Annotated in this window: 16 protein-coding genes; 4 read left to right on the plus strand and 12 right to left on the minus strand. The window is 33.3% G+C overall.

Annotated elements, in window-relative coordinates; translation table 11 throughout:
- Window positions 1-15: 15 nt before the first annotated feature.
- The 8 genes from AC5LXI_RS10110 to yejK all read right to left on the minus strand — a co-directional run bounded on the left by AC5LXI_RS10110 (window position 16) and on the right by yejK (window position 7,949).
- Window positions 16-273 carry a hypothetical protein gene (locus AC5LXI_RS10110; RefSeq protein ID WP_493442205.1) on the minus strand — a complete coding sequence of 86 codons (258 nt, stop codon included), beginning with the start codon at window positions 271-273 and terminating at the stop codon, window positions 16-18.
- Window positions 274-327: 54 nt separating this feature from the next.
- The gene (locus AC5LXI_RS10115) at window positions 328-939 is read right to left on the minus strand and encodes a hypothetical protein (protein WP_493442206.1); all 612 of its coding nucleotides are present in this window, start codon (window positions 937-939) and stop codon (window positions 328-330) included.
- 332 nt (window positions 940-1,271) lie between these two features.
- Window positions 1,272-2,198 carry a hypothetical protein gene (locus AC5LXI_RS10120; RefSeq protein WP_493442207.1) on the minus strand — a complete coding sequence of 309 codons (927 nt, stop codon included), beginning with the start codon at window positions 2,196-2,198 and terminating at the stop codon, window positions 1,272-1,274.
- Between the two features lie 334 nt (window positions 2,199-2,532).
- The gene (locus tag AC5LXI_RS10125) at window positions 2,533-3,477 is read right to left on the minus strand and encodes a hypothetical protein (RefSeq protein WP_493442208.1); all 945 of its coding nucleotides are present in this window, start codon (window positions 3,475-3,477) and stop codon (window positions 2,533-2,535) included.
- A gap of 334 nt (window positions 3,478-3,811) precedes the next feature.
- The gene (locus AC5LXI_RS10130; protein WP_493442209.1) at window positions 3,812-4,768 is read right to left on the minus strand and encodes a hypothetical protein; all 957 of its coding nucleotides are present in this window, start codon (window positions 4,766-4,768) and stop codon (window positions 3,812-3,814) included.
- A gap of 330 nt (window positions 4,769-5,098) precedes the next feature.
- On the minus strand, window positions 5,099-6,088 hold the full coding sequence (locus tag AC5LXI_RS10135) for a hypothetical protein (RefSeq protein ID WP_493442210.1): 990 nt from the start codon (window positions 6,086-6,088) through the stop codon (window positions 5,099-5,101).
- A 4-nt stretch (window positions 6,089-6,092) separates the two neighbouring features.
- Window positions 6,093-6,935, minus strand: a complete 843-nt coding sequence (nfo, locus tag AC5LXI_RS10140; RefSeq protein ID WP_493442211.1) for a deoxyribonuclease IV — start codon at window positions 6,933-6,935, stop codon at window positions 6,093-6,095.
- Between the two features lie 9 nt (window positions 6,936-6,944).
- Complete coding sequence (yejK, locus tag AC5LXI_RS10145) at window positions 6,945-7,949, minus strand: nucleoid-associated protein YejK (RefSeq protein WP_493442212.1); 1,005 nt, start codon at window positions 7,947-7,949, stop codon at window positions 6,945-6,947.
- A gap of 181 nt (window positions 7,950-8,130) precedes the next feature.
- On the opposite strand from yejK, the gene AC5LXI_RS10150 reads away from it, so the two are divergent.
- The gene (locus tag AC5LXI_RS10150; RefSeq protein WP_493442213.1) at window positions 8,131-9,516 is read left to right on the plus strand and encodes an MATE family efflux transporter; all 1,386 of its coding nucleotides are present in this window, start codon (window positions 8,131-8,133) and stop codon (window positions 9,514-9,516) included.
- Window positions 9,517-9,622: 106 nt separating this feature from the next.
- On the opposite strand, the gene AC5LXI_RS10155 is transcribed toward AC5LXI_RS10150, so the two are convergent.
- The gene (locus AC5LXI_RS10155; protein WP_493442214.1) at window positions 9,623-10,657 is read right to left on the minus strand and encodes an SEL1-like repeat protein; all 1,035 of its coding nucleotides are present in this window, start codon (window positions 10,655-10,657) and stop codon (window positions 9,623-9,625) included.
- Window positions 10,658-11,398: 741 nt separating this feature from the next.
- Between AC5LXI_RS10155 and AC5LXI_RS10160 the strand changes: the two genes are divergently transcribed.
- Window positions 11,399-11,605 carry a hypothetical protein gene (locus tag AC5LXI_RS10160; protein ID WP_493442215.1) on the plus strand — a complete coding sequence of 69 codons (207 nt, stop codon included), beginning with the start codon at window positions 11,399-11,401 and terminating at the stop codon, window positions 11,603-11,605.
- Between the two features lie 56 nt (window positions 11,606-11,661).
- On the opposite strand, the gene AC5LXI_RS10165 is transcribed toward AC5LXI_RS10160, so the two are convergent.
- The 3 genes from AC5LXI_RS10165 to AC5LXI_RS10175 form a co-directional block, all read right to left on the minus strand.
- Window positions 11,662-12,570, minus strand: coding sequence for a hypothetical protein (locus AC5LXI_RS10165; RefSeq protein WP_493442216.1), 909 nt, complete (start codon window positions 12,568-12,570; stop codon window positions 11,662-11,664).
- A gap of 170 nt (window positions 12,571-12,740) precedes the next feature.
- Window positions 12,741-13,628, minus strand: a complete 888-nt coding sequence (locus AC5LXI_RS10170; RefSeq protein WP_493442217.1) for a DMT family transporter — start codon at window positions 13,626-13,628, stop codon at window positions 12,741-12,743.
- A gap of 11 nt (window positions 13,629-13,639) precedes the next feature.
- Window positions 13,640-14,506: a YicC/YloC family endoribonuclease gene (locus AC5LXI_RS10175; protein ID WP_493442218.1), complete on the minus strand. Its 867-nt coding sequence runs from the start codon at window positions 14,504-14,506 to the stop codon at window positions 13,640-13,642.
- 164 nt (window positions 14,507-14,670) lie between these two features.
- Here AC5LXI_RS10175 and rph point away from each other — a divergent pair, with 164 nt between their 5' ends.
- Both rph and pyrE read left to right on the plus strand, forming a co-directional pair.
- Window positions 14,671-15,387, plus strand: a complete 717-nt coding sequence (rph, locus tag AC5LXI_RS10180; protein ID WP_493442219.1) for a ribonuclease PH — start codon at window positions 14,671-14,673, stop codon at window positions 15,385-15,387.
- Window positions 15,388-15,400: 13 nt separating this feature from the next.
- On the plus strand, window positions 15,401-16,048 hold the full coding sequence (gene pyrE / locus AC5LXI_RS10185) for an orotate phosphoribosyltransferase (RefSeq protein ID WP_493442220.1): 648 nt from the start codon (window positions 15,401-15,403) through the stop codon (window positions 16,046-16,048).
- Window positions 16,049-16,110 lie beyond the last annotated feature (62 nt).

The following is a 16,110-nucleotide window of genomic DNA, read 5'->3' on the forward strand; positions in this document are numbered from 1 at the left end:
GCCCTGTAGAGCATATCATTTACACATATAAAGACGATGAGCGCAGCGTGGCTTTATGTCAAATTTAGAAAAAGGTGAATCAATAAAGTCTATCACTGGGCAATCCATTCTTGAGAAAAAGCCAAACACGACTAATGGTTTATTTTTAAATAATTTTCCTGTCCATTGCTTTTTGTATTCATGATCTTTATCTTTGCCATTTAAAGGTAGAGTGCTGTATGCCTGAGTTAAAACTTCATCAAGTAAGATTTTATTCTTATCATTCTTAATCACTAATCTCCCACATTTAGGGTAATAATCTGGGTACCAAGAAGATTTCCCAAATGTTCATAAATAGTAATGTAATCCATGAGCTTGTGCTAAATAATTATCCTCTTTATCGCTAATTTTTTGCCAGTTTAATAAAGTTAGTTGCTGTTGAGCAAAAGGACTTTCCTTGCCAATATAAACAAACGTTGTATCATTAGGATCGTAATCTTGAGGTAGTTGATTCAACGCTAATGCAAATCCAAATTGATAATTTGTTTCATCAGTAGGTAAACAATCGCTCTTTATTGCAAATACCTCTAATTTACTAATGGGAAAACTATACAATTTATTATATTCATAATTATATACGAATAAGTTATCCGTTTCGGATATGCCACTTGCAGTCAAAAAACTTTGTCGATATTTTTGAGGTAATTGATATTTATCCTTTTTATAACCATCCTCTATATCAGGAAATATTGGTTGAATAGATTGTTTTTTATTGCCATCTTTGTCATAAATAACAATATGGCTGCCTTGGAGTACCGATAAAAAATAGAATTTTGGTTCGCTATCATCAACAAGATAAAGTTCAAATATCTCTAATCGCTCTTGTGTATTGCCAATTGCATAAACGCTACAACTTAATAAGAGCAATATACACATCGGTATTATTTTCTTTATTTGCATTTTAATCACTTCCCTATGTATTAATTCATCAATATCTGGCTATTAAGGCGAATCAAAACCAAATATTACTAAAGTTTGAATCATTTAATGTAGACAATGTAAATGAACATATAGTGGTGCATTAAGTTATCCATCGTTATAATGTTGGTGGCGTTAACTTATAATCTAAACCAAATTCATTACGCGTTTTTACTTGTTGATAACGCCTTACCATCTGTTGTTCAAAATCTTCAGTATAGGCTCGTCTTTATCGTCGTTTTATTTTTTATCATTTTTTCCATTTTTAAGAATAATTTACATTATTCCTTAAAAAAGGTTGTTTTTAATCAATATTATTTACAACTATAATATACAAAACGAGAATCGCAGCGTAGTCTTATATCATAACTAGGAAAAGATGAATCAATAAAGTCTATCCCTGGGCAGTCACCCCCAAACATTGAGTAAAAGCCAAACACGACTAAAGGTTTATTTTTAAATAATTTTCCCGTCCATTGCTTTTTGTATTCATGATCTTTATCTTTACCATTTAAAGGCATAGAATTTACTGAGTTTTTTACATAGTTATCGTTAAATAAGATGTTATTCTTCGCATTCTTAATAATTAAACTCCCACATTTAGGATAATCTAGGGAAAAGGGAGATTGCCTTAAATAGTAATGTAATCCATGAGTTTGTGCTAAATAATCATACTCTTTATCGTTAATTTTTTGCCAGTTTAATAAAGTTAGTTGCTCTTGAGCAAACGGACTTTCCTTTCCAATATAAACAAATGTTGTATCATTAGGATCGTAATCTTGAGGTAGTTGATTCAACTCTAATCCAAATCCAAATTGATAATTTGTTTCATCAGTAGGTAAACAATCGCTCTTTATTGCAAATACCTCTAATTTACTAATAGGAAAACTATACAATTTATTATATTCATAATTATATACGAATAAGTTATCCGTTTCGGATATGCCACTTGCAGTCAAAAAACTTTGTCGATATTTTTGAGGTAATTGATATTTATTTTTTTTATAATCATCCTCTAAATCAGGAAATATTGGTTGAATAGATTGTTTTTTATTGCCATCTTTGTCATAAATAACAATATGACTACCTTGGAGTAACTTAACAAAATAGAATTTTGGCTCGCTATCATCAACAAGATTAAGTTCAAATATCTCTAATCGCTCTCGTGGATAGCCAATTGCATAAAAGCTACAACTTAATAAGACCAATATACATATCGGTATTATTTTCTTTATTTGCATTTTATTCACTTCCTTATGTATTAATTCATCAATATCTGGCTATTAAGGCGAATCAAAACCAAATATCACTAAAGTTTGAATCATTTACTATAAGTAAAATAATGTAAATGAACGTGTAGTGGTGCATTAAGTTATCCATCGTTATAATATTGGTGGCGTTAACTTACACTCTTAACCAAATTCATTACGCGTTTTTGCTTGTTGATCACGCCTTACCATCTGTTGTTTAAAATCTCAAGTAAAGGCTCGTCTTTATCGTCATTTTATTTTCTTCATTTTTTCCATTTTTAAGAATAATTTATCTTATTCCTTAAAAAAGTTTTTTTAATTAATATTATTTACAACTATAAAAATGAAAATCGCAGCTTAGTCTTACATAATAACTAGAAAAAGATGAATCAATAAAGTCTATTACAGGGCAACCCATTTCTGAGACAAAGCCAAACACGACTAATGGTTTATTTTTAAATAATCTTCCCGTCCATTGGTTTTTGTATTCATGGTCTTTATCTTTGCCATTTAAAGGTAGATGGCTGTATATCGTCTTTGAAAGATAGTTACTATTAAATAAGATGTTATTCTTGCCATCCTTAACCACTAATATCCCAATTTCAGGGTAATAATCTCGTTCAAGGTAATGATCTGGGTCCCACACTTTCCCTAATGTCGCTAAATAGTAATGTAATCCATGAGTTTGTGCTAAATAATCATACTCTTTATCGTTAATTTTTTGCCAGTTTAATAAAGTTAGTTGCTGTTGAGCAAAAGGATTTTCCTTTCCAATATAAACAAATGTTGTATCATTAGGATCGTAATCTTGAGGTAGTTGATTCAACTCTAATGCAAATCCAAATTGATAATTTGTTTCATCAGTAGGAAAACAATCATCCTTTATTGCAAATACCTCCAATTTACTAATGGGAAAACTATACAATTTATTATATTCATAATTATATACGAATAAGTTATCCGTTTCGGATATGCCACTGGCAGTCAAAAAACTTTGTCGATATTTTTGAGGTAATTGATATTTATCCTTTTTATAACCATCCTCTATATCAGGAAATATTGGTTGAATAGATTGTTTTTTATTGCCATCTTTATCATAAATAACAATATGACTACCTTGGAGTAACTTAACAAAATAGAATTTTGGCTTGCTATCATCAACAAGATTAAGTTCAAATATCTCTAATCGCTCTCGTGTATTGCCAATTGCATAAAAGCTACAACTTAATAAGAACAATATACATATCGGTATTATTTTCTTTATTTGCATTTTATTCACTTCCTTATGTATTAATTCATCAATATCTGGCTATTAAGGCGAATCAAAACCAAATATCACTAAAGTTTGAATCATTTACTATAAGTAAAATAATGTAAATGAACGTGTAGTGGTGCATTAAGTTATCCATCGTTATAATATTGGTGGCGTTAACTTACACTCTTAACCAAATTCATTACGCGTTTTTGCTTGTTGATCACGCCTTACCATCTGTTGTTTAAAATCTCAAGTAAAGGCTCGTCTTTATCGTCATTTTATTTTCTTCATTTTTTCCATTTTTAAGAATAATTTATCTTATTCCTTAAAAAAGTTTTTTTAATTAATATTATTTACAACTATAAAAACGAAGATCGCAACGTAATCTTATATCATAACTAGGAAAGGATGAATCAATAAAGTCTATCACTGGGCAACCCATTATTGAGACAAAGCCAAACACAACTAATGGTTTATTTTTAAATAATCTTCCCGTCCATTGATTTTTGTATTCATGATCTTTATCTTTGCCATTTAAAGGTAGAGAGCTGTATATCGTCGTTGAAAAATAGTCATGATTAAATAAGATGCTATTCTTGCTATCCTTAACCACTAATATCCCAATTTTAGGGTAATAATCTGGGTACCAAGGAGATTTCCCTAATGTCCATAAATTGTAATGTAATCCATGAGTTTGTGCTAAATAATAATACTCTTTATCCTCTTTATCGCTAATTTTTTGCCAGTTTAATAAAGTTAGTTGCTGTTGAGCAAAAGGATTTTCCTTTCCAATATAAACAAAGGTTGTATCACTAGGATCGTAAATATCATTATGATCGTAATCTTGAGGTAGTTGATTCAACGCTAATGCAAATCCAAATTGATAATTTGTTTCATCAGTAGGAAAACAATCATCCTTTATTGCAAATACCTCCAATTTACTAATGGGAAAACTATACAATTTATTATATTCATAATTATATACGAATAAGTTATCCGTTTCGGATATGCCACTGGCAGTCAAAAAACTTTGTCGATATTTTTGAGGTAATTGATATTTATCCTTTTTATAACCATCCTCATTATCAGGAAATATTGGTTGAATAGATTGTTTTTTATTGCCATCTTTGTCATAAATAGTAATATGGCTGCCTTGGAGTAATTTAACAAAATAGAATTTTGGCTTGCTATCATCAACAAGATTAAGTTCAAATATCTCTAATTGCTCTCGTGTATTGCCAGTTGCATAAAAGCTACAACTTAATAAGAGCAATATACATATCGGTATTCTTTTCTTTATTTGCATTTTATTCACTTCCCTATGTATTAATTCATCAATATCTGGCCATTAAGACGAATCAAAACCAAATATCACTAAAGTTTGAATAATTTAATGTAGACAATGTAAATGAACGTGTAGTGGTGCTTTAAGTTATCCATCGCTATAATGTTGGTGGCGTTAACTTATACTCTAAACCAAATTCATTACGCGTTTTTACATGTTGATTACGCCTTACCATCTGGTGATTAAAATCTTCAGTATGGGCTCGTCTTTATCGTCGTTTTATTTTCTTCGTTTTTGCCATTTTTAAGAATAATTTATCTTATTCCTTAAAAAAGTAGTTCTTAATTAATATTATTTACAACTATAATATACAAAACGAGAATCGCAGCGTAGTCTTATGTCATAACTAGGAAAAGATGAATCAATAAAGTCTATCACTGGGCACTCTTTCGCCCCTACAAAGAAAAAGCCAAAAACGACTAATGGTTTATTTTTAAATAATTTTCCCGTCCATTGCTTTTTGTATTCATGATCGTTATCTTTGCCATTTAAAGGTAGACCGCCATAAAACGAACTGTAAACATGGGTATCATCACGTAAGATTTTATTCTTCTCGTTCTTAATCACTAATCTCCCACATTTAGGATAATCATCGCGTTGAGAAGGATGTTGCTTTAAATAGTAATGTAATCCATGAGCTTGAGCTAAATAATTATACCCTTTATCACTAAGATAGTAATGATGAAATTCATGAGCTTGTGCTAAATAATTATCCTCTTTATCGCTAATTTTTTGCCAGTTTAATAAAGTTAGTTGCTGTTGAGCAAAAGGACTTTCCTTGCCAATATAAACAAACGTTGTATCATTAGGATCGTAATTTTGAGGCAATTGATTCAACGCTAATGCAAATCCAAATTGATAATTTGTTTCATCAGTAGGTAAACAGTCGCTCTTTATTGCAAATACCTCTAATTTACTAATGGGAAAACTATACAATTTATTATATTCATAATTATATACGAATAAGTTATCCGTTTCGGATATGCCACTGGCAGTCAAAAAACTTTGTCGATATTTTTGAGGTAATTGATATTTATTTTTTTTATAATCATCCTCTATATCAGGAAATATTGGTTTAATAGATTGTTTTTTATTGCCATCTTTGTCATAAATAACGATATGACTACCTTGGAGTAACTTAACAAAATAGAATTTTGGCTCGCTATTATCAACAAGATTAAGTTCAAATATCTCTAATTGCTCTCGTGTATTGCCAATTGCATAAAAACTACAACTTAATAAGAACAACATACATATCGGTATTATTTTCTTTATTTGCATTTTATTATTTTTCCAGCTCTTTTAACCATGCTATTTCTTGTGCCCAAATATCCGGGTTAATCGTTTCAAGAATAAGAGGTATTTCATCAATCCGTGAGTCTTGCATAATAAATTTAAATGCGGCTTCACCAATGGTGCCTTTGCCTAAGCTGTCATGACGGTCAACATGGCTGGCAAGTTCGCTTTTAGCATCGTTTAAATGCATACCTCGTAAATATTTAAAACCGACAATTTTTTCAAACTCATCAAAGGTCTCTTTGCAGGCTTTTTCGCTGCGTAAGTCATAACCGGCAGCAAAAGCGTGACAAGTATCAATACAGACACCTACACGGCTTTTGTCTTCTACTTTATCGATAATTTGCGCAAGATGTTCAAATTTATAACCTAAGTTAGAACCTTGTCCAGCAGTGTTTTCGATAACCGCAACGACATCTTTAGTTTTATCTAAGGTAATATTGATTGACTCAGAAATGCGGGATAAACATTCATCAACCGAAATTTTTTGTAGATGACTACCTGGATGAAAGTTTAGCAAGGTTAAGCCTAACTGTTCACAACGTTGCATTTCGTCCAAAAACGCGGTGCGTGATTTTTCAAGTTGTTCATTGTCAGGGCTACCTAGGTTAATAAGATAACTATCATGCGGTAGGATTTGTTTACTAGTAAATCCATAGCGTTCACAACGCTTTTTGAAACTATCAATCACTGCTGTTTCAAGCGGTTTTGCATGCCATTGTCGTTGATTTTTGGTGAATAAAGCAAAAGCGGTTGCACCAATTTGATAAGCATTAATAGGAGCATTATCGACACCGCCAGCAGCACTCACATGTGCGCCAATATATTTCATAGTCTTTTCCTAGTTTGAGCCACTGTTTCGTTGAAGTTGATCTCGCAAATTAGGTGGTATACCTTTGATCACTAGTGAGTCAGTTTGCGGATCCCATTTGATACGTTCACCTAATAGTTCAGAATCAAAGCTTAAGGTTAACCCTCCTCCGCTACCCGAGAATTTTTTGAGTTGGCGTAGTGAACTACGGTCGACAGGGAAAGAGTCTTCTAGATCATATTCACTATTTTTGACAAATTCCATAAAATTCTTTTCGGCAGTAGTTGGCAGTTCGTTGGCAAGATTTTTCAGCTCAATCTCTTCTCCCGCTTGCAACTGCGCTTGGCAATAATTATAAACATTTTCACGAGCGTTAGTTTTATCTTGCTTGTCAAATTGCATTTCTTGGCAATAGTCATCCACCGCCTTAACTAAGGTTTTGTTTTGTGCTTTGGCATCTAGCCCCTCACTCGCCCCTAAGTAATCCATAAAGAAATCGGATACTTTTCGTCCTACTCGACCTTTTAAGAAGGTCAAGTAGCGTTTTGAGTTTGGGGCAGTTTCCCACTCGGTGATGTCGATACGAGCAATAATATCGGCATGATCAACATCTAAATATTGGGTTTGTGATATATTGAGTTGCTCATTAACTAACATACTTAAACAGCTATTTAACACAGCGATAATAAGGTATTCAACAGCAAGATATCGGTAGTGGCAAAAGATAACCGTACCACCTTCAGCAAATGGATATTTTGCCAGTTCATTGCGTAATTGTTTTGTAGATTCTTGGCTAAAATTAAGGAAATCTTGATTACCTGAACGTAGTTCTTTAAGTGACTGTTCAAAAAGACTTTCACTGTTAAATAATCCGTAAACTTTGCTTTTATTATTATATGTGCGGTTAATATCTTCAATTAAGTTGGCTACCGCTTGTTCATTGCTTAACAGAGAGTCACGAAGTTGTAATTCGATTTCCGTATCGCTTTTTCTTATTAATTTATGTAAAACAACGTTTTCTATTTGTACGCTCATGGAAATTCCTAATTAGCTAGACGATTTAATAGTGTCTATTTTATCAAAGCATTAAAAAAGTGCTATCATCAATTCTTATCTCTGTTAAACTAGACAAGATTATTCTAGTCAAGTTTATACTTTTACGTATATTGATTCTAAAAATTCTTAACAACTTTTAACCTTTATCAATGTGAATAAAATGACAAACTCACGCGATATTTATGATGATTTTAGACATAAGAAAATTAGTCTAATATTTTGGCAATATGCACTCCCTTCAATTATTGGGACGACGGTAAATACACTTTATAATATTATTGATGGAATTTTTATTGGTCATTGGATTGGTCGTGAAGCGTTAAGTGGTGCTGGTATTATTTTGCCAGTGATGAATCTTGCTGCCGGCATTGGCATGCTGGTAGGTATTGGTTCAGCTAGCCGAATATCTATCTTTTTAGGCCGAGGTGAAATTGATAAAGCTGAAAAAGTAGCAGGAACATCTTTTATGTTAACTGCCGTACTTAGTGGTATCACTTTAGCCTTACTACTCTATTTTATCGATCCTGTTTTACACTTTATTGGTTCAAGCCCAACCAACCATATTTATGCTCGTGAGTTTTTAGAAGTATTTTTACCAGGTAGTATTTTTATCACATTAACATTCAATTATAATAATATGATGCGCGCCAGTGGTTATCCGTTTAAAGCCATGGTAACCATGTTTATTAGTGTAATTGCCAATATTATTCTTGCGCCAATTTTTATTATTGCTTTAGGTTGGGGAATGCGCGGCGCCGCTTTTGCAACTACCCTATCAATGTTTATTAGCTTTCTGTTTGTGATGCAGCACTTTATTAGCAAAAACAGTAATATTAAATTATACCGTCGCAACTTTAGGCTCGATTTTACTTATATTAAGTCTATTTTGTCGATTGGTATGTCACCATTTGCTATGCAAGTGGCGGCATCGGTTGTGGTGGTTTTTATTAACTGGCAGTTAACACATTATGCACCAATATCGCATGTTTCAAGTGATGATGCGATCGCAGGTTATTCTAACGCTAACCGATTAATTACGCTGATTATCATGATTGTTATCGGCGTTAACCAAGGTATGCAACCTATTATTGGTTATAATTATGGTTCTAAAAATTATGCTCGGGTGAAGGAAACCTTTATCTACGCAGTTAAAATTGCAACCATAATTACCAGTGTCGGCTTTATATTAGGTTGCTTTATGCCTGATGTATTGGTTAGAGCATTTAGTTCTGATATGGATTTAGTGGCAATATCCGCGATTGCATTACGTTATACTACGTTTTCATTTGCGTTTGTCGGTTTCCAAATGGTAACAACCAGCTTCTTCCAATGTATTGGTATGGCGAGAGTCTCTATTTTGTTAAGCCTTTCAAGACAACTTTTAATTCTGTTACCAACTCTCTACATTTTACCACTATTCTTCGATTTAAATGGCGTTTGGGCATCATCACCAACCGCTGATTTCCTATCAACCGGTATCGCTTACGCTACGTTATATTGGTATTTTAAATCGATTAAACGAAGGCATTATCCAAAACATACCTAACATGCTTTAATAAAAAAGGGACATCATGACTAATGCTTGTCAATTAAATTTATGATAAGCATTAGGACTAAATGCCCCTTTAAAATTAAATTGTTAAATCGCTTACTTAATTCACATTTTGCTTATTCATGAACTTTAGACAAATTTCATGTTGGATACCCGCTTCACAACCTTTTTTAAACAATTCTATGGCTTTTTTAGAATCTTTTTTTAGACCACCATCGCCATTTCGATAAAGCACGCCCAAATTAAACAGAGCTTCTGGTTGACCTTGTGCAGCAGCTTTTTCATACCAGTATCGAGCTTTGAAATGATCTTCTTTAGTACCTTTACCAGTGAAATACATATCTCCTACATAATATTGCACATCTGCATTATCTTGTTCAGCCACTTTTTCATACCAATATAGCGCTTTAGTCAGATCTTTTTCAGTACCTTCGCCATCTTCATACATTTTAGCCAAATTAAACTGAGCCTTTGGTTGAGCTTGTTCCGCGGCTTTTTCAAACCAATATACTGCCTTAGTGAAATCTAATTCAACACCTTCACCAACTAAATACATGCATCCCAAATAATATTGGGCTACAGCTTGGCCTTGATCGGCGGCTTTTTTATACCAATATAGCGCTTTAGCAAGATCTTTGCTTACCCCTTCAGCAAAGAAATAGATGTTTCCTAAACGAACTTGTGCGTCAGCAAAACCTTGTTCAGCTAACTTTTCAAACAATTCTTTCGCTTTTGCTAGGTTTTTAGTAACTCCTTTTCCTTCTTTATATATATCGGCTAAATTATATAGGGCAACTTGATCATTTTTTGCTGCTGCTTTTTCAAACCACTCTTTAGCTTTAACATAGTCTTGTGGAACACCTATACCCAGAGTATACATATTGCCTAAATTAAATTCAGCCCCTGTATCACCTTGTGCAGCGGCTTTTTCAAACCATTCTTTCGCTTTCAAGGGATCTTGTTGAATCCCTTTACCTTGCACTAGTCTATAACCTAACTCATTTTGTGCATTCGGATCATTTTCTTCAGTTGCTAGTTTCAGTACTTCATCATAAGATAAATTATTTAATAATTGTGCGTTAGCAAATCCAACTAAACATAGAATTAATAATCCAAAAGTAAGTATTTTCTTCATATTCATTGTTCCTTTTCATCCATTAAAATTTAGCTATATTTATAATAAAAGAGGCACTACCTTACTAGTATTATCTATTTTATTTACCAGTAGAAACAAATTTTATAGTTTAGCGTTTTTTTAACCGCTTAAAATAGGTTAGCGGATCACTAGTTTCGTTAAATTATTTTATTATCTTGAGAGATTCAAGATAATATTAGCTATGTTAAAAAATTAATAATTAACAATATTAAAATAGAGTAAAACGAAAATCTGTCTAGCCTGTCACAAAACAGTGATATTGTCATCGTTGGTAGATAAATATAATCAGCTTTATATCAATCCAACCGACTAATGATAAATCTTCAGAGGCAATTAATACTGCCAAAATTGCTGCCTATATAGACCTTAATAGTTTCAAAACAATGGCTATATAGGCAGCAATTGATAATTTATACCATAAGTTAGATAATCGAGAAACATCAGGATCATTGCGATATAATTGTATATTAAGCTAATGCTAACCGACTAATTACACTGATTATGATGTTATCGGCATTAACCAAGGTATGCAACCTATTATTGGTTATAATTACGGTTCTAAAAATTATGCTAGCGTTATTACCAGTGTTATCTTTATATTAGGTTGCTTTATATCTGATGTATTAGTCAGAGCAATTTAGTTCTGATGTAGGTTTAGTGGCAATATCTGCCATTATATTAAGTTATACGACGTTTTCATTTGTCTTTGTAGGATGACAAATGGTAACAACTAGCTTCTTCCATTTTTTTGGTATAGCGATATTCTCTATTTTGTTAAGCCTTTCAAGGCAACTTTTAATTTTGCTACCAACGTTTTATATTCTACCATTATTTTTCGATTTAGATGGTATTTGGGCATCATCACCGATCGCTGACCTTTTATCAACCGGTATCGCCTATGCTGCGTTATATTGGAATTTTAGATGAATTAAAAGTCGACATTATCCGAAACATTAAAAAGGGGGCACCTTGCCCCCGTAAAATCATTTTAATTGATCACAAGCTTGTTTTAATAATTCATTAGTTTCATCATCGATATAGACATTTTTAACTAAAATTCCTTTTTTAACATCTCTTAGATCAAACTCTTTTTTATTTTTCCTCATTAATTTCTTTTTCTCTATGCTAAAAATACTATTCTGCTTGCATTGGGGACATTGACAATATTGGTATTCTAAAACATCGATAGTTTTTGTTGACTTGTCGACTTCGCTTGCAAGTAATTTTTCATTAACATAGAGTGTTGATTGCAATAAGACACCAGCATAATTATTAGTGACAAGGCTAGTAATATTAGATTCTAAATTTTCATTACTATACGAGAGAAATCGGAATTTTCTATACCAAACTCGACAATCTTCACAAAAATATTCGTTAAATTTAAATGCAGCAAGTAATGGATAGAAAAAGGCAAGCAATTCGATTAAATATATGATTTTCAACATGGAACCAGAAATATAACCTGTATTTGCACCTTTACTGATGATTATTTTGTGGATTGGAAGAATACCATTAAACATGAGGTCACATACCGTGAACGGTTTGAAAAACAGCTTAATATAACTCTTTGGACCCAGCGACATAAAGTTAATTTCAAATGCGCATACGCTTGAATAATATGCAAATAGACAGATAAAAAAAGCCATACACAAGTGAACAATGGTATTTCTTACTTTTGCTAACTTTGCAAGGTTATTTGTAATATAAGCTAATGTAAACCCCATCCCACCAACTAAAGCAATATTAATTACTACAATTGGTGAAATATAAGAGATAAATGAATAGATGATACCCAAAATTATTGCGGCCAAAATACCTGCTAATGTATAGCCAATAGTTAATAGCGGATCATATTTTTTTGAAGACTGATAATAACTAACTGTAAAACTCATTGTTTTATTCCTTTAACAATAAATGACAAATAAAAAGATTAATTTATAGCTAACCTAAAATGTTAATTGTTAATTTTTGTAGTTTTCCTCAAAATAAGAAGTATATGATTAATTTGACAGAAGCATTTTAAAGATGTTTGCGAAGAAGTAAAGATGATTAATGAATTGAGTTAGGTAAATTTTTTATTTAGGCTTGACGAGATAACCATTACTAGACAAATAAAAATCAACAATATGCCACCCCAACCGATTAATGATAAATTCTCACCAACAATTAATATCGCCAAAATTGTGGCTATCGCAGGTTCTAATAGCGTGATGGTGATAGCCATACTAGCAGATATTTTTGATAATCCATACCCATAACATAGATAACCCAAAAACATCGGAATCAATGCCATATAAACACCAACGGCTATATTATTCCATGTAGAGAAAAAAATCGAACCTGTGGTAACCATTACTGGGATCAATAATATTCCACCACAACCAAAAATCGCCCCCATTGCTGCTTTGCTACTTATCCCTTTTAACATTAATTGCCTTGCTGACCATGAGTAAAGCGCATAAGTAAAACCGGCAACTGATCCTAATAAAATCCCTAAACTAGGATAATTATATTGCGTTGTCTCGTTGCCTGAAAAGGCCAGTATAGTCATACCGGTAATCCCTAATAAGGCACCAATAACCCATTGTTTAGTGAACTTGAAATCACGACTTAAATATTCAATAATTGCTGACAAGATTGGCGCGGAACCTATCGAAACAACGGTGCCAATGCTAACACCTGATAAGCGCATAGAAGAATAAAAAGCTAAAGGATAAACGGCAACTGCTAATGCCCCTAAAATTAAATAGCGATAATGCGATCTTAGTGATGTGAGTTCTTGGTTGATGTTAGGTATAGCAAATCCACACTGCAATATTCCGCCAATCCCCATGGCGAAAGCGCCAATAAATAGAGGAGATAAAGTAGGGGCAAAAGTGGCTGCTGTGCCAGTTGTGCCCCATAATAGCGATGCCAAAATAACGGCAAAAATACCGAGATACCGATTCATCAACAAGCAAATTATTCGATATTTTGTACTTGCTCGCGGATTTGTTCAATCAAGACTTTAAGTTCGATAGCGCTAGCAGTAACATCCGCATTGATTGATTTTGAAGCAATAGTATTTGATTCACGATTAAATTCTTGCATCATAAAATCGAGTCGACGACCTACGGCCTCATTTTTCTTTAAGATTGCATAGGTTTCTTTGACATGAGTCATTAAACGATCTAACTCTTCAGCCACATCGATTTTTTGCGCAACTATCACAATTTCTTGTTCAAGACGAGAGCTATCAAGTTCAATATTGGCTTCTTCTATTTTGCTTTTTAAGCGCTCTTTTTGCCATTCCAAGATTTGTGGCATCCAATTTCGAATTTTATCAACTTCAACCGTTATCGCCGCTAAACGCTGAGTAATTAATTCACTTAAGGCTTGGCCTTCACATTCACGAACTGCGATAAATTCCTCTATTGCACTTTCAAGTAAAGCCAAAATTTCTTGCGAAATAGTATCCAAATTTTGTTCTTTGCTTGACATCACCCCTGGCCAACGTAAAACATCAAGTGGATTGATTGCTCCTGTTTGATATTCACGTTTAATCCAATCACCGGCAGTTAATATCTGTTTAGCAAGCTCTATATTTAATGATAACTCTTGATGCTGCGCTGCTGGATCGAGTTCGAAGCGTAGATTACATTCGACTTTACCACGAGTTAATCGAGCACGAAGACGCTCACGAACAATCGGCTCAAGCGAACGAAACTGTTCAGGCAAACGAATATAGGTTTCTAAATAGCGCTGATTGACCGAACGCAACTCCCAAGACGCACTACCCCATGATTGGTTTAACTCTTTTCTTGCATACGCAGTCATACTAGAAATCATAATAGGTTCCTAAATTTATAAAAAACTTGCTGGGCATTGTATCACAAATTCTGTATAATGTGCTCTTAGCTTAGGCTAAACATCAACGCTTTCTTGTTGATGTCCTCCTAAATGATTTAATAAGTTCAAAGATAAATTTTAAAATAAAACTGCTGGAGAATTGCATGCGCCCGTCTGGTCGATCCGCGGAACAAGTCCGCCCAATCAAAATAACCCGTCATTACACTAAGCATGCAGAAGGTTCTGTATTAGTCGAGTTTGGTGAAACAAAAGTACTTTGTAATGCAACAATTGAAGAATCTGTACCTCGCTTTTTAAAAGGTCAAAATCAAGGATGGGTAACTGCTGAATATGGTATGTTACCTCGAGCTACCAATTCAAGAACCCAACGTGAAGCGGCAAAAGGAAAACAAACTGGCCGTACGATGGAAATCCAACGCCTTATTGCCCGTTCATTACGCGCAATGATTGATCTAAAATTATTAGGGGAATATACCATTACACTAGATTGTGATGTTATCCAAGCTGATGGAGGCACTAGAACAGCATCAATAACTGGTGCTAGTGTGGCATTAGTTGATGCAATAAACATGATGTTAGCAAGTGGTAAAATCAAGCAAAACCCAATTAAATCTTTAGTGGCTGCCGTATCGGTAGGCATTGTTAATGGTGAAGCAGTGTGTGACTTAGAATATGTTGAGGATTCTAACGCTGAAACTGATATGAATGTAGTAATGACTGATGATGGTCGCATCATTGAAATTCAAGGTACTGCCGAAGGTGAACCGTTTAGTCATGAAGAATTATTAACTTTATTAGAACTAGCAAAAAGTGGCATCACAACTATTACAGAAGCACAAAAACAAGCTTTGAAAGATTAATTGGAGAGGATCGATGAAATCATATAAGAGTGAATTTATAGAATTTGCTTTAGATAGGCAAGCATTGAAATTTGGTGAGTTTACCTTGAAATCGGGTCGAAAAAGTCCTTACTTTTTTAATGCAGGACTATTTAATACCGGAAAGGATTTAGCGTTATTAGGTCGTTTTTATGCCGCTGCATTAATGGATGCAAATTTAAAATATGATGTCATCTTTGGTCCTGCCTACAAAGGTATCCCAATAGTCTCATCTACAGTTGTAGCTTTATCCGAGCACCACAATGTTGATGTACCTTATTGCTTTAACCGAAAAGAAGCTAAAGATCATGGTGAAGGTGGTAATTTAGTTGGTAGTTCTATTTATCAACAACGTGTCATGTTAGTTGATGATGTAATTACCGCTGGTACTGCAATTCGTGAATCAATGCGAATTTTAGAAGATAATCAATCTAAACTTGCTGGCGTATTAATCTGTCTTGATCGTCAAGAAAAAGGCCGAGGTGAATTATCCGCTATTCAAGAAATCAAACAAACTTATCATTGTGACGTAATTTCGATTATCACTTTAGATGATTTGATCCAATATCTTTATCGTGATCCATCACGTAAAGACCAAGTAGTCCAAGTCGAAGCTTATCGTTCTGAATATGGCATTAAATAACCAAGCGTCGTAAGACGCTTTTTTTATATTTGTAAACTTTTACAATTATTTGACAACTTTTC

The sequence above is a fragment of the Gilliamella sp. LMG 34361 genome, assembly GCF_984569075.1.